11 protein-coding genes are annotated in these 17,417 nt (G+C 64.5%); 1 reads left to right on the top strand and 10 read right to left on the bottom strand.

All coding sequences use genetic code 11. The features are described from left to right. Nucleotides 1-147 precede the first annotated feature (147 nt). From FYJ85_RS09860 to FYJ85_RS09870, 3 genes are all read right to left on the bottom strand, one after another. Nucleotides 148-4,473, bottom strand: coding sequence for a malectin domain-containing carbohydrate-binding protein (locus FYJ85_RS09860; protein ID WP_154418217.1), 4,326 nt, complete (start codon nucleotides 4,471-4,473; stop codon nucleotides 148-150). Nucleotides 4,474-4,542: 69 nt separating this feature from the next. Further along, entirely contained in the window at nucleotides 4,543-5,310 is a 768-nt protein-coding gene (locus FYJ85_RS09865) for a type II secretion system protein (RefSeq protein ID WP_106055235.1), read from the bottom strand. Nucleotides 5,311-5,381: 71 nt separating this feature from the next. Then, the gene (locus FYJ85_RS09870; RefSeq protein WP_154418219.1) at nucleotides 5,382-6,422 is read right to left on the bottom strand and encodes a LacI family DNA-binding transcriptional regulator; all 1,041 of its coding nucleotides are present in this window, start codon (nucleotides 6,420-6,422) and stop codon (nucleotides 5,382-5,384) included. Between the two features lie 167 nt (nucleotides 6,423-6,589). On the opposite strand from FYJ85_RS09870, the gene FYJ85_RS09875 reads away from it, so the two are divergent. Next, a complete protein-coding gene (locus tag FYJ85_RS09875; protein WP_206213083.1) occupies nucleotides 6,590-8,905 on the top strand; it encodes a glycoside hydrolase family 95 protein in 2,316 nt (771 codons plus the stop codon). Nucleotides 8,906-8,966: 61 nt separating this feature from the next. Here the strand turns inward: FYJ85_RS09875 and FYJ85_RS09880 are convergent, their stop codons facing one another. From FYJ85_RS09880 to FYJ85_RS09910, 7 genes are read right to left on the bottom strand one after another with little or no spacing between them, the layout of a single operon-like run. Next, a complete protein-coding gene (locus tag FYJ85_RS09880) occupies nucleotides 8,967-11,081 on the bottom strand; it encodes a WecB/TagA/CpsF family glycosyltransferase (RefSeq protein ID WP_154418223.1) in 2,115 nt (704 codons plus the stop codon). Next, the gene (locus FYJ85_RS09885; RefSeq protein WP_106055231.1) at nucleotides 11,078-12,241 is read right to left on the bottom strand and encodes a glycosyltransferase family 4 protein; all 1,164 of its coding nucleotides are present in this window, start codon (nucleotides 12,239-12,241) and stop codon (nucleotides 11,078-11,080) included. Before FYJ85_RS09885 ends, FYJ85_RS09880 begins: the two co-directional genes overlap by 4 nt. Further along, nucleotides 12,234-13,463, bottom strand: a complete 1,230-nt coding sequence (locus tag FYJ85_RS09890) for a glycosyltransferase family 4 protein (protein ID WP_206213084.1) — start codon at nucleotides 13,461-13,463, stop codon at nucleotides 12,234-12,236. Before FYJ85_RS09890 ends, FYJ85_RS09885 begins: the two co-directional genes overlap by 8 nt. Continuing rightward, the gene (locus tag FYJ85_RS09895; RefSeq protein WP_106055229.1) at nucleotides 13,460-14,323 is read right to left on the bottom strand and encodes a glycosyltransferase family 2 protein; all 864 of its coding nucleotides are present in this window, start codon (nucleotides 14,321-14,323) and stop codon (nucleotides 13,460-13,462) included. The genes FYJ85_RS09890 and FYJ85_RS09895 overlap by 4 nt, the downstream gene beginning before the upstream one ends. 15 nt (nucleotides 14,324-14,338) lie before the next feature. Beyond that, nucleotides 14,339-14,686 carry an STAS domain-containing protein gene (locus tag FYJ85_RS09900; protein ID WP_106055228.1) on the bottom strand — a complete coding sequence of 116 codons (348 nt, stop codon included), beginning with the start codon at nucleotides 14,684-14,686 and terminating at the stop codon, nucleotides 14,339-14,341. Then, a complete protein-coding gene (locus tag FYJ85_RS09905; protein WP_106055227.1) occupies nucleotides 14,686-16,236 on the bottom strand; it encodes a lipopolysaccharide biosynthesis protein in 1,551 nt (516 codons plus the stop codon). Before FYJ85_RS09905 ends, FYJ85_RS09900 begins: the two co-directional genes overlap by 1 nt. Continuing rightward, on the bottom strand, nucleotides 16,233-17,402 hold the full coding sequence (locus FYJ85_RS09910; RefSeq protein WP_154418227.1) for an alkaline phosphatase family protein: 1,170 nt from the start codon (nucleotides 17,400-17,402) through the stop codon (nucleotides 16,233-16,235). Before FYJ85_RS09910 ends, FYJ85_RS09905 begins: the two co-directional genes overlap by 4 nt. Nucleotides 17,403-17,417 lie beyond the last annotated feature (15 nt).

Below are 17,417 nucleotides of genomic sequence, written 5' to 3' on the forward strand. Positions count from 1 at the left end.
CGGTCAGGGAAAAAAACAAGCGCCGGAAATGCGCGAATCCGTATTTTTGCCTCATCGCCGTTCAGCCGGGAAAAAAATGAGTTCCGGCCCGCGGCGCATTTCAGCCGCAAACCGGAACCATCCGTCTGCACCGGACCGGGGGAGCACCTATTCCGGAATCACCTCGATCGCGTTCAGGAAACGCACCGACGGATGCACTCCGTCCGGCACCGTAAAGTCGAGTGTCAGCATGCCGTCCGTCACTTCGATGCCTTTCATTTCACGCACGATCGCCCGGTTGAAGCTGCCCGTCTCCCGGAACAGGTCGAAGTTGTCGAGGAATCTGCGCCCGTTGACCGTCAGCGTAAAGACTCCCCTCCCCTCCTTTGCATTCGGTTCGTAGCCGATCTTCAGATAGACCCTCACCGTGTAAGCGCCGTTGCGGACCTTGAACCGGTAGGCGTCGAGATTGTACGCCTCCGTCGCATAGAGTTCGGGGTCGTCGGTACCTTCGATGTTCTGAATCGCCCGCCCGATCTGGCTGCCGTCGCTGACGGAGCCGTAAACGCCGTCCCACGGATGATCCGGGAAGAAGAGCGTGCCGTCCTTCGCCACATAATAGTCATACTCGCCGCTGCCGCAGTTCACCGCAAAACGCGACGCCCGGATCATCTCCTGCCGCTTCAGCAAATGGCCGTTTTCCGCCGGCGGCAACTGCCGGATCACGCCGTTCAGCAGCTTCGAAAACAGCAGCCGGTGCGCTTCGGCGTACTCGTTCCGCCCGACGGCGCGCTTCGCTTCCCCGAGTTTCTTCTCGGCCCTGTCGGATGCGAGCCCGGCCTTCCGCAGAAACTCCAAGGTCCTGTCGAGCTCCTTCAGGCGCTTTGCGGCCGCCTGCCGCTGGCGCTCCGAAATCTGCGCGCCTTCAACTTTCGGAGCAACTTTGCCCGGAGTGAAAAAACTGCGCAGTTCGTACGCCTTCAGCGGCAGCGTCAATTTGCCGTCGGGCGGAACCGCCAGCGATTCTCCGGTCGAAAGATCCGTGACAATGGTGTCCGCCGGGAGCGAAAGCGTAACTGCGCCGGCGTCCCAGAGCAAACTCGCCGCATAGAAATAGGTGCCGTCCTTCGCCTCGAAATAGCGGACGGTCACCGGGTCGTGCGGTCCTTCGGCAAGCGTGAACGGCTCGGCCGGCAGCGCCGTATAGGCCCGGGCGAACTCGCGCGCTTCGGCGTCGCGCCCCCAGGTCCCGATCGGCTGCGCGCCGATGAGAATCCGGGAGGCGTCGGCCGCCGCGACGTTGAACACCAGCTCCTTCAGGAAGAACCGCCCGTGCGGCTTGACGTCCGCATTCTGGAAGTAAGCCTTGAACACATCCGGCTGCAGCGAATCGTTGAAGGTCTCGAAGTATTGCAGATAGCTGTTGGCCACGCCGGCCGGACCGAACGGCTTCATGCGCTCGAAGTCGTAGAGCTGCTCGTCGATGGTCGACTCCGGCTTGCCCCAATGCTTCGCCCAGCGATAGTCGGTCGCAAAACGCATGGCCGCGAGCCGGAAGCCCGGGATTTTCGCCGCGGCGCCGAGGTCGAGCGCGCTGTTTTCATAATACCATTTCGCCGTGTCGATGCCGTCGCCGCTCTCGAGCGCATAACTGCCGCGCAGCGGTTCGCCGCTGACCGACAGGACCGTCGACAGCGCCGGATTCGCGGCCTTCACCACCGCCGCAACTTCGGTCAGGAAGGAGGTGAGCCCGTCGGCCCGGAATTTCAACCATTCATCGCGGTAACGGCCGTTCAGCAGTTCGTAACGCTCCTTCATCGACTCCGGCAGCGCGATGTTCCGCAACCGCGCGAATTCGCCGGCGGTCCAGTTGTCGTAGCCGTGTTCGGCATTCAGCGTAAAACCGCCCCAGAGGTCGATCCCGCGGAAACCCGGCAGATTGCCGTACCGCCCGACGATCCTCCGGATGTGATCGAGAATCAGCCGGCGCGCCTCGGGGTGGAAAAAGTTCGGCGCGGCCGATTCGGCGGCTTCATCCCTGTAATCGTAAAGCAGAAATCCCTTTTCGCGCAGCGCGGCGCGGTTCTGCGGCTGGAGGTTGAACTCCGGCAGATTGTAGATGTTCACGCTCGATACGAAATCGATGCCGCTGCCGTGCAGCATGCGGAGAAAGAGCGGCACATCGCCCGGCGCATACGGCAGAAGCCCGTTCCCGACATAGTTGTTCAGCGGATAGAAGCAGAAGTCGTAGCGAAGGAGCGAGTACGAAAGCATATTCTGCCCTGTGTAGTTCATGTATTCGGCGAGACGGTCGGCCACCCGCCCGGTGCGGAACGGGCTCCGGACCCGGCTCTCAATGTCGTAGCCGAAGGTCATATCGACGGTCTGGTCCTCGTCGAGATGGCCGAAGCTGCGCGGACGGCAGCCGTCCGGCATTTTCACGGCAAGTCCGGGCAGCCCCTCCGGCAGTTCGTAGACGCTGACCCGCGACACGGCGGCCGGAAGATGGTCAATCATGGTGCGCGCCTCGAAGAGATAGCGCGATTCACCGGGGTAGAACAGATAACGCGTCTTCACCATCCTGCCGGAGTTCGGATACTCGTCCCCGGCTTGAATGCCGCCCTCGAGGCGGTCGCGATGCATCGCCTCATCGCTTTTCACATACAGATAGAGCCCCATCGAGCGCGGTTTGTCGTCGGGCCACTCGATTTCGAGCAGGACCGGCCTGCCCCGGCGGTGCATGGCCCCGAACGGAATCTCGAAAGCGAAACGGTTCCCCTTGCGTTCCCCGGCCTCTGTGTACTTCCCGGCCTCGGAACTGCCCTGCCGGACCGGCGCATCCGCGAGAAATCCGCTCAGCGGAGGAGCGGTCAGATCACGGGTGAAAATCCGCGCTCCGATCTTCAGCTCCGTTCCGGCAGCGGCGGTTTTCCGCTCATACTCCGGGCGGTAGACGGTCACCGGGAAACTCCGCCGGGCAGGAACTCCCTCCGGGTTTTCGATCTCCGCCTGCAGGTGGTAGAGCTTCTGCGGCAGCTTTCCGGCCCGCAGGGCAAAGCGCTGCACGCCGGTTGTCCCGACTGGATTGAAGGAGCCCCGGCACAACACCTTTTTCTCCTCCGGGTCGCAGAGCTTCAGCGTGAGTTTCCGCGCCGCGAGCGGTTCGTCCGGATCGTATCCGTCCGGCTTCGGCACGCTGTAGAAATCCGCCGGAGCCGCAGCGACTTCGAGGACAACCTCCTCATCGGTCGTAAAGGCGGCCTTGTCAAGCATCAGGTCGAACGGGACGAAGCGGCGGAATTCGGCGGAGACCTCCCGCCAGGTCAGCGGGCGGTTGTAAACTTTGAACTCATCGATCGCTCCGTCGGCCGCGCGGACGAGACCGTTCGTCTCCGGCGCGGAGCCGACCAGCAGCTGTTTCACCTTGCCGAAATCGAAGTTGCCGATCCGGACCGGTTTCTCATCCATCCAGGTCGAACCGATTTTGTACGGCAGAGCGTTGACATAGATCGTGCTCCAGCCGCTGTTGTCATAGACGAACGCGAGATGAATCCAGTCGCCGGGGTGATTGATCGCCCGCATCATGCGGGCCAGCGAAACCGGCTCGAGGTCGCCGCGGCGCGGAAAATCGGCGCGCAGCCAGTTCCACCAGAAGATGTTCACGGCGTTTTTCCCGCTCTCATCCTGCCCGGTAAGCAGATGGTACCACGGCATCGAATCGCGCACCTCGCCCTCCCAGTCCGGCCGGAACCAGAAGCTGAACGCCCCCTGCGACGGATTCAGCCGGACCGGGAAACAGATCCCGGAGTTTCCGTTCCGCAGGGTGCGGATCACTGCCGCCTGACCGCTCAAACCGGGTTCGAACGAGACGCCGCCGCTCCCCGCCGCCCTGACCGGCCCCGCGTCGGCCGTACCGTCGAACGGCGCATACAGAATCGGCGGAGCCGCCGGGTCGGCCGCCGTATTCGCCGCCTCGAGCTCCTCGAGCGAGGCGCTGCGGAGCGCGAGGTCGCCGCGGTATCCGTAAGCCTGCACCTCCGCAAGTTCCCCGAGATCGAAGTCGATGCTGCCGACATACTTCCGGTTGCAGCTGATTTCGATGAAACCGCCGCGGTATTCGAGTTCGAGCTTCGTCCAGGCGTTTGACAGCGTGCCGGAGAGCTTCGGTGCGATCGGACCTATCGCCTCTTCGCCGCCGGAGAGCGGAACATAGTTGACCGTGTCGCCGCGCGTCAGCAGATGAAGCTTGCGCCTGCTCCCGACCAGCAGGAACCCGCAGTGCTGCCCGGCCGGATTCAAATTGAAAGTCTGGAACTCGGCGGCGAACCGGAAGTTCGTCCTGCCGCCGCCGTCGAACAGCGGAACGGTTTTCATCTCCTTCCGCCGTGTTTTCACGGTCAGCATCTTCTGCGGCTCATCATCGAACCGGACCGTTTCGGCATACAGTACCCCCGCGGCGGCGATGAGCGCCGCCGAAACCATCCATCGATTCATGTCTCAACTCCGATACGGTTTCCGTGTTTTCTCTTCAAACTCTTTTCCGCCGGTCTCCGTCCGGAGCGGTCACTGATTGTCGGGGTAGGTAAGGTCGTAATGCTGCCGGGCCGAGGTATAATCCGTGCCGAAAATCCAGTAGCCGACGATGTCGTAGTACTTGTAGTTGCGGACGCTGCCGTCGACCGTGGCGATGTTGGTGCCGCCGCCGTGGCCGTCGATATACAGCCCCTGCCCGAACTCTCCGAACGGCGCCCAGTTCGACGAATAGTAATCGAAACGGTCGATGGAGTTCGCATATCCGACGGCCGCGCCATCGGTTTCGGCTCCGTTCGGATGGCGGTCGAAGGCTTTATTGATGCAGGTGAAGAGGAAAATATTCGACGGCCTTTTGATCGATGTGATCTTCTTGCCGGCGGGATTCCGCGGATTCAGATTCGGGTGGTCGCCGAAATTCGTCATATTGACATCCGCATTGATCATATACGACAGCGGGCGGGTGTCGCGCCAGAATCCCTTCGTATGCTTGTCGAGTTTGCAGTGGAACACCTTGTAGCCCTGGCCGGTGTACTTCGAGACCTGCCAGCTCCAGGCGCCGCCATCCTCATCGACCTGATTCACAATCGAAGGGTCGCGCCGGACGGGCACGATATAATCGCCGTAGTCGTTCGTGTACATCAATGACGCCTGGCCGACCTGCTTCAGGTTTCCGACGCAGTCGCCGCCGTAGGCGCGTTCGCGCGCCTGCTGCAGCGCCGGCAGGAGCATGGAGGCGAGAATCCCGATGATTGCAATAACCACCAGCAGTTCGATCAGGGTGAAGCGGTTCCTGTACATGGCACTGTCTCCTTTTGTTCCGTTATATTTACCGGGAAGCGGTTGCACCAGTGACTCATCCGGAATCCGGATCAGGTCGTCTCGCCGGGAACAAAGATCACCGGCAGTTTTTCCTCATCGCCGGAGTCCGTTCCGGAATCCGCCGTTTTCAGCAGCCGCCGGGCGGCGGCGGCCCCGATTTCGAAATCATCCATCGCGACGCGGGTGATTTTCAGGATCGATTTTTCTTCGACCAGGCTGTCGCAGCAGGCCACCGCGCACTCCTCCGGAATGCGGATTCCGCGCGACGAAAAGACGTCGCAGCAGCCCCGCGCCGAATCGTGGCTCACGAACAGCAGCGCGCTGACCGGGGAGGCTCCGCCGGGAGCGAACGCTTCGGCAAACTCACAGCCGTGCGAATACAGATAGTTGCAGCGCATCGGGACAATCGTTTCATCCCAGCCCAGATTATTCGCGTTGAGCGCCTGCCGGATGCCGAGATCCAGCTCGCCCTGCAGGCTCGTCACGTCGTCTCCGTTCGCGCACCAGCCGATGCGGCGGTGCCCTTTCTCCAGAAGATGCTCCACGGCCAGACGGCTCGCCTCGGTGTAATTCCCCCGGAAACAGGCGGCAGGGTCCCCGCAGTCCGGACGGGTCGTAATGAACACATGCGGATAACCGTGCTCCCCGAGTTCCGCGTAAAAGCGGTCCGCGCTGGCCGCCCCCCAGATGAATACGCCGTCGAGCTGTTTGCTGCGGAAAATATTCAGATACTCCTTGCCGGAAACGAAGTCGCGGTCCGCGAAAATCAGCAGGACCCGGTAGCCCTCCGGCGAAATCGTCTCTTCGATGCCGGCCAGAATCCGCATCAGGTGCTGGTCCTCGAACATCCGCCGCATCGGAAAGTCGAACCGGGGCAGCACAAGCCCGAAAACGCCGGAGCGGTTCGAAAAAAGCCGCCGCGCATTGATGTTCGGCACATAGTCGAGCGTGCGCACCGCGTCGAGGATCTTCTGCCTGGTCGCGACGGATACCCGGGTGCGCCCCATCCGGTTGCTCAGCACCCGCGAAACCGTCCCCGGCGACACTCCGGCCGCCCGGGCGACATCCCGCATATTCACGTTCTCCGGCATTCGTTTCCTTCCTGACAACAAACAACATGTTGTTTCACCCTATAATTATACCAAAACAAACCGCTGTTGTCAATAGCCGCGCCGTCTTTTTTGCGATTATTCCGGCGGCGGGGTTGACGGCCGGTGCTCCGCGGTGTACGTTGTTGGAAACATTTCGGGAGGGATTCATGACGAACGGACAACATCTTCTCTTTTACCGGAACCCGGCCCGCTGCTGGGAGGAAGCGCTTCCGCTCGGAAACGGCCGCATCGGCGCCATGGTCTACGGCCGTGCCGACGAGGAGCTCATCGAACTCAACGAAGATACCCTGTGGGGCGGACGGCCGCGCAGCTTCGACGGCGGCGGCTATTTCGAACAGCTCGGCGAAGCCCGCAGGCTCCTGCGGGAGCGGAGGTTTGCCGAAGCGGACGAATTCATCTCCTCGCATATGCTGCATTACGACAGCGAAGGGTATCTTCCGGCCGGGCGGCTGAAACTCCGCTTTGCCGGTCCGCTTCCGGACGGAGAATACCGCCGGGAGCTGGAGCTGTCGGAGGCCGTCGCCGCGACCCGGACCGGCGGACTCCTCTGCGAATGGTTCGTCTCCGCCCCGCATCAGGTGCTCGTCATGCGCTGTACCGCGACCGTCCCCGGAACGGCCGGCTTCGCGCTGTCGCTCGATTCGCCGCTGCGGCACACTGTCGGCATCGAAGCGGGAGACCTCTTCCTGAACGGCGTCTGCCCGGTTCACGCCCGCGGGGACGAAATCACCGAGACCGATGCGGAAGGGCGCGGCGGAATCCGTTTCGAAATCCGCGCCCGGCTGCTGGCCGAAGGGGGAACCGTCGCAGCCGGAGCAGGCGCCCTGACCGCAAGCGGGGCGGATTCCATCCAGTTGCTTGTCGCGATCCGTTCCGATTTCCGGGGGTGGAACCGGGAACCGGCCGGCGCGTTTCCGGCCGAAGCGTGCCGTGCCGATCTCGACCGGGCCGCAGCAGCCGGCAGCGACGCGCTCCGGCGCGCCCACATCGAAGAGCATCAGCTCTACTACCGGCGCTCAAGCCTCGAATTGCCGGAGGACGCCGCCGACGCGCTGCCGACCGACGAACGGCTGGCCGCCGGCACCGGCGCCCCCTCCCCCGCGCTCGCCGCATTGCTCTACAACTACGGGCGCTATCTGCTGCTCGCATCGAGCCGCCCCGGTACCGAGCCCGCCAATCTTCAGGGCATCTGGAACCGGCACACGCTGCCGCCGTGGGGAAGCAATTACACGACGAACATCAACCTCGAAATGAACTACTGGTCGGCGCTGCCCGCCAACCTGGCCGAATGCGCCGAGCCGCTGTTCCGCTTTCTGCGCGAAGCCGCCGAGGCGGGGAAGGAGACGGCGGAACGGCTTTATCACGCGCGCGGCTGGTGTCTGCACCACAACAGCGACCTCTGGCGCTTCACGTATCCGGCGACGGGCCAGGCGCGCTGGGCGTACTGGCCGGTCGCCGGGCTCTGGCTCTGCCGCCATATCTGCGAATATTACCGCTTTACCGGGAATCTCGAGTTTCTGCGCGAAGCCTATCCGCTCCTGCGCGGCAGCGCCGCATTCGCGCTCGACCTGCTGACCGGGGATGAAAGCGGCGCACTCGGGACTTCGCCGTCCACCTCGCCCGAAAACGGTTTTCTCGATCCCGAAAGCGGCAGAACCGCGACCGTCTGCGCCTGCGGCAGCAGCATGGACCTCGAGCTGATTCGCGAATGCTTCCTGAACCTGGCCGAAGCCGCCGCGGAACTCGGGCTCGACGAACCGCTGCTCGCGGAGAGCGAACCCGCGCTCGCCCGGCTCCGCCGGCCCGGAATCGGCGAAGCCGGACAGCTGCTCGAATACGACGAAGCGTATGAGGAAGCCGAGCCGCACCACCGCCATCTGTCGCATCTGTACGGCGTCTACCCCGGAGAACTCTTCACGCCCGATTGCGATCCGGAGCGCTATGAAGCCGCGCGGATTTCGCTGATCCGCCGCGGCGACCGCAGCACCGGCTGGGCCATGTGCTGGCGCCTCGCCCTCTGGGCCCGCTTCCGCGACGGCGGCAGGGCGGAGGCCGTGCTGAAGGAGTTCCTGACCCCGGTGGACCCCGCGGCGGAAACCTCTTATCAATCCGGCGGCATCTATCCGAATCTGCTCTCGGCGCACCCGCCGTTCCAGATCGACGCGAATCTCGGCATTCCGGCCGCAATCGCGGAGCTGCTCGTACAGAGCCATCGCCGGAGTGCCGACGGCACGATGATCCTCGACCTGCTGCCGGCACTGCCGCCGGGCTGGGAGGAAGGGAAACTGACCGGCGTCCGCGCCCGGAACGGCGTGACGCTCGACCTGGCCTGGAAAAACAGCCGGGTCGCCGCCGTCCGCATCCGGGCGGCAAAGCCGGTGAAGGTGGAGCTGAATGCGCCGCGCTTCACCCGCCGCGTCGAAGCCGGACCCGAAGCGCAGTTTCTCACCTCCTATCAATGACCGGTGCCGATACGGCTTGCCCGGCCGCGGAACCCGGGGACGGCTCCGCGACGCACGAAACTCACAGCAGACGGTGCGCCCGGAGCTGGAAACGCAGCAGCGGCCCGGCATTGCGGAAGCGCAGCGGACACCGTCTCCGGTCCGCCTCCAGCCGGGCGGCGAGGATGGTCCGCCGCTCCGGATTGCCGAGGCGGTGAACGCCGGAGCACTCCGCCTCCACGACATTTTCCTTTTCCCGGAATGCGAAAACGGGTTCCCTGCAATTCGGCAGGAGCGCGCCAATCCACGAAGCCGCCGCCGACCATCCGGCGAGCCAGCCGAACTTCAACAGTCCGAGTCCGTAACGCTTCCAGAGCCGGGCGGGCTCCTGAACGATCCGGTAGACCCATTCGAGTCCCGACCGCTGCATCCAGCGCGGTGCGCGCCTGACCGAGCCGCTGAGAAAATTGAACGAGCCGCCGATCCCGATCGCGGCGGCGGCCTTCAGCTGCGCGGCGTTCCGGCCGAGCCACAGCTCCTGCTTCGGGTTGCCGAAGGCGACCAGCAGCAGATCCGGGCGCGCGGCATTGATCCTTGCGCAGATCTCCGCATCCTGCCGGCGGCTCTCCTCCGTGTCGTCCGGCGAAACGAACGGAGTGTCGATTCCGACGATCCGGAGACCGGGAAAGCGTTCGAGCAGAATCGCTTCCGCCTTCCGCGTCTGGTCGGGGGCCCCGCCGAGAAAATAGAGCCGGAGACCGTCCCGCGCCGCACGCTCCGCCAGGAGCGGAACGAGATCCGCCCCGGCCACCCGTTCCGGGAGCGGACAGCCGAGCAGGCGGCTCAGAAGGACGACCGGCATGCCGTCCGCACAGACGAAATCCGCCCTCCGCAGCACCGGCAGAAGCCCCGGCACGGCGCGATGGAAACATACCGGAAGCGCGTTGACGAGAAAATCGACGTTCAGCGTCACCAGGATCCGGCAGCGGCCGGCCGGCGGACGCCCCGCCAGCTCCGCAATCCGGTCGAGCGCCTCCGCCGTGGCGACCCGGGCGACCGGAATGCCGAACAGGACCGCCGCGGAATGCGAAACGGCCGCCTCGCGGCACCAGCCGGCGATCTTCGCGGCGTGCGTACTCCAGCGGAATGCGCGCGCCCGTTCCTCTCCGGCGGCGATGAGCCGGGAGCGCGTCTCTTCCGATTCGAGAATGGTGGTCAGCGCCGCCGCGATCTCCTCCGGTTTGCGGGGGTCGAAAAGCAGCGCGGCTCCCTCCCCGATCTCGCCGAGCGACGAGTTGTTCGAGCAGCAGCACGGCACCCGATAGTGCATCGCCTCGATCAGCGACAGGCCGAACCCTTCGAAAAAGGAGGGGAACACATAGCAGGCCGCATTCCGGAAGGCGGCTTCGAGATCTCCGGCAGGCAGGAAGCCGGGGAAGAGAATCCGGCCGCGCCGGGACGAGTTCGCCGCCGCGGCGTGGACGGCCTCCGCCCCGTGCCAGTCCGCCCCCGCGCAGACGAGCCGGCAGCGGGAGGCCAGGCGCTCCGGCAGGAGTTCGAAGGCGCGGATGAGGTTCAGGTGGTTTTTCCCGGGCGACTCGATGCGCGATATGTACAGGATATACGGCTCCGCGGCGAGGCCGTTCCGTTCCGGCCAGTCGTGCAGCGGATTCGACACCTCCGGCAGAGAGAGGCCGTTCCAGACCACCCGGATCTTCTGCGGCGCAACGCGCCAGAACGTTTCGAGATCCCGCGCCGTCGAACGGCTGATCGCCAGCACCGCCGGGGCGCGGCGGATGAAGAACGGCAGCACATGCTTCAGATAAAACATGCGGAGGCGGTCGTATTTGCCGGCGACATGGTACTGGGCGAGGTCGTGAACCACCGCAACCGTAAAGAGCGGATAACAGGCGAAAGCGCGCCGGTTCGCGGCCGCGATCAGGCAGAAATCGTACTCTTTCCGGCGGATCCGGAACGGCAGGATCAGCAGGTGCCAGAGCATCGAACAGACGGCGCGGCGGGTCCAGCCGGGCGCCTGAATGGTCCGGAAGCCGGGGAAGAATCCGGCGTCTCCGGGTTCGACCAGCAGCGTCAGGTCATGTCCCTGCGCCGCCAGCTCGCCGACCACGTTCCGGATGTAGGTTGAAATGCCCGACCTGCCGCGATCGAACGGGATGCACGAAATTAGAATTCTCATGCCGAACCTCCGCACAGACGGCCGAATCCGGCCAGAAACCGCTCCTCCGAAAAACGTTCGGCTGCCAGCCGGCGGCCGTTTGCCCCCATTTCGCGTCGCAGGCCGGCGGAATCGCGCAGCCGCGCCACGGCGGCGGCCATCGCCTTCCCGTCGAACGGCTTGACCGCGATCCCGGTCACGCCGTCGATCAGCCACTCCCGCACGCCGCCCAGGTCGAAGGCGACCACCGGCACCCCGTGCGCGGCCGCCTCCAGCCCGCAGAGGCCGAACGGTTCCTGCCAGCGGAATGGAAAAACCGCCGCGTCCGCTTCGGCGAACAGCTCCTCCGGCCGGCCGCACCAGCCGAGGAAACGGACACGCTCTCCGAACCCGAACGCCCGGCTCATCGCCTCGAGTCCGGCCCGATCATTGCCGTCCCCGGCGATAACCGCCCGGAACGGACCGCCGAGAGCGCGCAGCATCTCCAGAAAGAGGTCGCACCCTTTGCCGCGCAGGAGCTGGCCGAGAAACAGCAGCCGCAATTCCGGCGCCGGTTCCGGCCGCCGCGCTTCCGGCTCCACCCGGATGAACGGGGAGAGCAGGTGAATGTTCTCCTCCCGGAATCCGTTCCGCAGCAGATTGTTCCGCATAAAATCGGAGATGACCACCGTACCGGTTTCACGCAGGATATCGAGCCGCCGCGGCGCATCCCGCAGCAGAAACCCGAGCTGACCGGCGATTCCGCCGCCCTGCCAGTTGCGCGGCGAGGCCAGCAGCGCGCAGCCCGCGCAGCGGAAACGCGAACACGCCCGCGCGCAGTTCCTCCGGCCGAACGGCGTATAGTAATAACGCCGCGGACAGTAAACGTCGTGATCATGCGCCCAGAATACGAGGCGGCGGCCGAAGGCCCGCGCCAGCAGCCGCAGCCCGGCGGCCGAACCGGCCTTGTGCAGCGCGGCGAGTTCGAACTCCGCCGCCCGGTCCGCCGCCTCACTGCGGCTCATGATCCGGTCGAACCCGCCGAGAAAGCGGTCTGCCTCCCGGCCCGGCGAATCGAATGCGCCGGAGACCTCATAGCCGTGTTCCCGGAGCAGCCGGGCCGTTCCGAACATGTAGCGCTCGATGCCGCCCTCGAATCCGGCGCGGCCGCCGAGAAACAGAATCCTTCGTTTTTCAGCCATGGCAGACCCCTTCGTAAAGACGCGCAAGCTCCCTGCCGATAACCGGCCAGGAGTAGCATCTGACCTCCTGCCGCGCCCAGCCGACGATCGATTCGCGCAGCCCCGGTTCCCGGACGATCCGCTCGTAGGCGCTCATCAGCGTCGCCGGAATCCCGGGCTCGAAATGCAGCCCGGAGTAACCGTTCTGCACGAGCCGCCGCAGCCCGCCGACCTTCGCGGCCAGCACCGGCAGTCCGGCGGCCCACGCCTCCAGCACAACGATCCCGAACGGCTCGTGCAGCGAAGGCAGCACAAAGCAATCCGCGCCCTGGAAGGCGGCGACCAGCCGCGGATCGTCCGGCGCCAGTCCCGGCACGAGCGTCACCCGGTCGGCCACCCGGCACTGACGCGCCAGCGCCATGAGCTCCTCCGCATACCAGGGAGCAGTAACCGGCCCGATCAGAAGCAGATGGACCTCCTCGCCGCGCCCGGTCAGCTGTTTCAGGAACGGAATCAGCATCTTCTGGTTCTTTTGATAGTCGATGCGCGAAACGCAGAGCAGCAAGCGGCGTTCCGCCGGAATGTTCCACTCTTCGCGGACCGGCCGCGCCTTCGGCGTCCCCGCAAATTTTTCGATGTCGACCCCGTTCGGCAAATAGAGGACCCGGCGCTCCGCGCCGTACGGGGAGAGGAGACGGAACTCGTTCTGCCCGACACAGATGACCGCATCGGCCTCGCGGACCGGATTGCAGTGGAGCCCGCTCAGGCGGTCCAGCACCCCGCCGTAATGGAATTTGCCGCGCAGCGGAGCCAGCATCTCCTCAAGCTCCTGCTTCGGCACGTCGGCGAATCCGCCGTGCAGGCTGATGACGCACGGAATCCGGCACTGATGCGCCGCCGCGACCGCCAGCATCGCAATACGTCCACCGGCATGGATATGAATCAGGTCGTACCCGCCCTTCGCCATCGCCCGGGAGAGCGACGGCGAATAGGGACTGCCCCCCTTTTTGTCGAGCGCCAGCCGGTCCTTCCCCGGCAGCGGGAAATACGGGTAGAAGTAGCGGAAACGGCGGATTCTCACCCCGTCGCGCACCTCCTCGCCCGGAAGCGACAGCGCCGAAGTCGCCAGAATCTCCGACTCGATGCCGAGCTTGCGGAGCGCAAGCGTGCTGTTCCAGACCACGTTTTCGGTCCCTCCCCACTCGTCGAACGAAAAACGGCGGACCACCTGGGCGACCTTCATGATTCCACACGCTTTCCCGCCGCGTCCAGCGCGCCGCGCCGGTAGGCGCACCTCTGGATGAACCGCCGGGCCGGAGCCGCGGCGAACTCGCGCCAGCCGGCGGGGCGCGGTGCGAGAAACAGCCAGTCGCGCAGCGTCTCCATCCCGGCCCGCCCGAGCGTGAGGAACCAGCCGGGCGGGGAACCGCAGATCTGCACGGAGTCTCCGCCCTCCTTGTAGAAGCGTCTCGCGAGCTCCCGCCAGCTGTAGTTGTGCGAGTGTTCGACCCGCGCCTCCGGCACATAGCGGATTTTCCGGCCGCGGCCGACCGCCCGGAGGGCCCATTCGACATCCTCCGAACAGCAGACCGTCTCCGAGAACGGGAATGCCTCCAGCTCCGCGCGCCGGGCGGCCGACGAGGCCAGCGAGAAGAAGAAACGCCACTTCGCCGCCGTCCGGCCGTCGCCGAACGCACGGATATGGTCCTTGCGGACCAGGTACGAAGCGTCGGCGCGCGGCAGCTGGTTCGCATAGGCGGCCGCCAGTCCCGCCTCCGCGAAGAGCGGAGAGGTCAGCCGCTCGAGCCAGTCGTCATCCAGCGGGATTGCATCGGCATTGTTGAAGACCACGACTTCTCCCCGGCACGCCTTCACCGCGGCATTCAGCGTCCGGCCCGGAACATACGGACCGGCGGGCGGCTCGACATGCCGGATCTCCGGATAAGACGCGATGATTCCGCGCGTCCGGTCCGTCGAGCCGTCGTCGATCGAAACGATCTCGAAGCTCCGCGGACAGCGCTGGCGGGCCAGACTTTCGAGCGTGCGGCCGATATGGCGGTCATCGTTGTGCGACCGCATCACAATACTGATTGCCGGGGCCATCGGTCTGCCTTCCGGTTATTTCGCTTCGGCGCCGAACGAGGCGAGCGCCGCGTCGACCGAATCGAAAATCTCGAAGATCCGGTAGACCTTGGTGATGTCGAACACGATCCGGGGCCGCGGCTGCAGGCAGGCGAGCTTCGCGGAGCCGTCCTGCGCGTTCGCCTTCTGCAGCACGTAGACCAGAGCGCCGAGTCCGCTGCTGTCGATATGATTCATCTGCGACAGGTCGAAGAGCAGAAAGCGGTTGTCGGCCAGCCAGCCGGAAACCGTCTCCTTGAACTCCTCCGAACAGGCGGCCACCAGACGGCCGTCCACCGTGATTTTCAGCACATTGCCGATTTTGTCAAATTTGAGTTCCATCATCACCTGATTCCTTTTATTTTGACCAGATTGACATAAGTTCTTATTTTACGGAAAATCTTTCCGCGCTCCTTTTCGTCCGCGACCAGCCGGAAAGAGGCGGCCGGATACAGAATTGCGGCCGTCCCTCCCGCAACGGCGAGCAGCCAGAAATCCGGGATCCGGCCTTCGAACAGCCGCAGCTCCGCATACCAGGCCGCCGCCGCCGGCAGAGTCGCGCCGAGCTGCCGCAGACAGGTGTCGCACAGCAGAGGCCGAAAGCCGATGCCGGTCCGGCGCAGAAACCGCGGCACGACCAGAACGCAGGTGCCGGCAAGCTTGACCCCGAATGCGCAGCAGACCACCGCAATCTCCTGATAATGCGGCAGAAACACGATCGAAAGGATCACAAAGCAAACGCTCTCGCCGATCACCAGCCACGAGAGGAAGCGGTGGCTGTCCGCCATCAGGAAATAACGCTCCGGAATAGTCCGGAACACCAGACTCAGGTAGATCGAAAGCGTCATGATCCGGCAGACGGCGATCGCTTCCGGACTCTCCACCCTGAAGAGAAAACGCAGCAGCACGGGAGAAAAGAACAGGATTCCGACCGTCATCCCCGTTGCCAGAAAGCTGTTCCAGCGCATCGAATTCCGCAAAATCAGACCGAGCCTGCGCACCTTGTTCCGGGAGTGCAGCAGCGCCGTGATCGGCGAAATGTTCTCCTGATACGGCCCGGTCAACTGCCCCATCAGGGCCGGCAGCCGGCCGCCGAGCTGGTAGACCGCCGTCGGGCCGAGGCCGCAGAAGATGCTGATGAGCAGCGCGCCGCTGCGCCCCCACGCCAGCCGGGCGACCGAGGTCAAATAGACGAAGCCGCTGAAGTGGAAGATCTCCCGGAAGAGCTCCGGGTCCGGCAGAACCCGGAACCGGAGGCGGAAACCCGGAATCAGCCGCCGGATGAAAAACAGCATCGACAGCTGCGTCAGCGCCGTCAGGATCACCGTGAACAAAATCAGCGTGATCAGGCCGCCGCCCAGCGCGAAAATCACCAGGATTCCGGCCAGCTCGACCAGCTTCGAAACGACATTGATGTAATTCCGGAGATAGAGCCGCTGCAGCCCGACCAGAATCTCCTGAAACATGCCGAACGGAAACACGAGCGCCGAACCGATGCCGAAGCAGAGGAAACAGCTCCGGAAATAGGCCAGCTCCTCCGGCGAAGAGTGTTCGACATGGAGCAGCACCGGCACGAAAAAAGCGGCGACGCCGGTTCCGAGCAGGATGACGGCGGACATTGCGGCGTGAAACGAAAACACCGTCGATATCGTCCGGTTGTAGCGGTCGATATCACGCCGGTAAAGCTCCGTCGACGTACTCTTCTGCGCGGTCACGCCGAAGCCGAAATCGAGCAGCAGCGAATAGCAGAAGAACGACCACAGCAGCGCCCACAGCCCGTAATACTCCTGCCCGAGGCTGGCGAGCAGCCAGCGGGTCACCAGAATCCCCTGCGCGAGACGGACGGCCATGATCAGGTAGTTCGTCGCCGTATTCCTGAATACCGGGATTTTCATCGGCGCGCCTCCGCGAGCTGCCCGATCCGATGTTTCATAAGCCGGAAATAGTCGGCGACCTGCGTCACATCGTCCGGCAGCGGCGTATTCGACAGGATCGCGGCGGCGGAGTCGCGGTCGGCCGGGTCGAAGCCGTGCATGCCGTTCAACGCCTTGCCGCCCATGTCGGACGGAACGATCTGAATGCCGGGATTCATGAGGAAAATCGCGTCGCCGAACCTGCGGTCCGCGCGGTAGATGCCGTATCCGCGCTCCTCTTCCTCCGTCAGCCAGCGGCCCGAACCGGCGAACGGGGCGAGCGCATCGCAGAGCGCCTGCTTCGCGCCGGGTTTCAGAAAGTGCACTCTCAACATGGTCGAATCGTAGCAGGCCGCGTAATCCTCGCCGAAGCGCAGGCCGCTCTTTTCTACCGCCGCGCGAAGGTCGGCCGTACCGGCAAGCGGCGTCATGCCGTGATCCGAAATCACGGTCAGGCGGAAATTCCGGGCGTGGGCGCGCCCGGTTTCGAGCAGCCGGGCGACCCGCTCCTCATAAAACGCGAGCTTCCGCCGGATTATCTCCGGCCGGCCGACGCACTCGTGCTCAAGCCCGTCGAGCTCCGCCGTGTAGACGAAGAGGAAATCGCACGCTTCCGCTTCGGTCAGCCGGCACGCTTCGGCCAGATTTTCGGCGTCGCTGCTCCGCCAGTCGGAGATATGGAAACCGAGCCCGCTTGCGGCCAGCAGGTCATACAGATTCCCCGCCTCCCCCATCCCTTTCGCCGCGAACAGATTGCGTTTCTCGCAGTAGTCCATCAAGCCGATCCGGTCCAGGGGCATGCGGTAGAGCTGGAAATATCCGGTAAAGCCGTACAGCTTCTTCACCAGGCGCGAAAGCACATTCCGCACCCGCCCCCGCTCCCAGAACGAGCGCGGACGCAGCAGCGGATGCAGCGCGCCGAGCAGCCTGAACGGCGAATGCGGCGGGTCGTAGCAGAACAGGCACAGGTGTCCGTGCTCGGCCGGCGTGCGCCCCGACAGAATCGTCGGAATCGCGCTGCACGAATAACCGAACTGCATGCGGATGCACCGCCGTTCCGGCAGCTCGCGGCTGAGAAAACCGGTCGACTGCACCAGTTCCCAGCCGAGTGCGTCGATAAAGAGGAATACCTCGATGGCGTCTTTCATTGTCTCCTTCTCTTT

The organism is Victivallis lenta (assembly GCF_009695545.1).
GTDB classification, from domain to species: Bacteria; Verrucomicrobiota; Lentisphaeria; order Victivallales; family Victivallaceae; genus Victivallis; species Victivallis lenta.

Coding starts and splice junctions, on each gene's coding strand:
- FYJ85_RS09885 (WP_106055231.1), bottom strand. CDS start 12,241: ATGGCTGAAAAACGAAGGATTCTGTTTCTCGGCGGCCGCGCCGGATTC.
- FYJ85_RS09860 (WP_154418217.1), bottom strand. CDS start 4,473: ATGAATCGATGGATGGTTTCGGCGGCGCTCATCGCCGCCGCGGGGGTA.
- FYJ85_RS09865 (WP_106055235.1), bottom strand. CDS start 5,310: ATGTACAGGAACCGCTTCACCCTGATCGAACTGCTGGTGGTTATTGCA.
- FYJ85_RS09910 (WP_154418227.1), bottom strand. CDS start 17,402: ATGAAAGACGCCATCGAGGTATTCCTCTTTATCGACGCACTCGGCTGG.
- FYJ85_RS09900 (WP_106055228.1), bottom strand. CDS start 14,686: ATGATGGAACTCAAATTTGACAAAATCGGCAATGTGCTGAAAATCACG.
- FYJ85_RS09905 (WP_106055227.1), bottom strand. CDS start 16,236: ATGAAAATCCCGGTATTCAGGAATACGGCGACGAACTACCTGATCATG.
- FYJ85_RS09895 (WP_106055229.1), bottom strand. CDS start 14,323: ATGGCCCCGGCAATCAGTATTGTGATGCGGTCGCACAACGATGACCGC.
- FYJ85_RS09875 (WP_206213083.1), top strand. CDS start 6,590: ATGACGAACGGACAACATCTTCTCTTTTACCGGAACCCGGCCCGCTGC.
- FYJ85_RS09890 (WP_206213084.1), bottom strand. CDS start 13,463: ATGAAGGTCGCCCAGGTGGTCCGCCGTTTTTCGTTCGACGAGTGGGGA.
- FYJ85_RS09870 (WP_154418219.1), bottom strand. CDS start 6,422: ATGCCGGAGAACGTGAATATGCGGGATGTCGCCCGGGCGGCCGGAGTG.
- FYJ85_RS09880 (WP_154418223.1), bottom strand. CDS start 11,081: ATGAGAATTCTAATTTCGTGCATCCCGTTCGATCGCGGCAGGTCGGGC.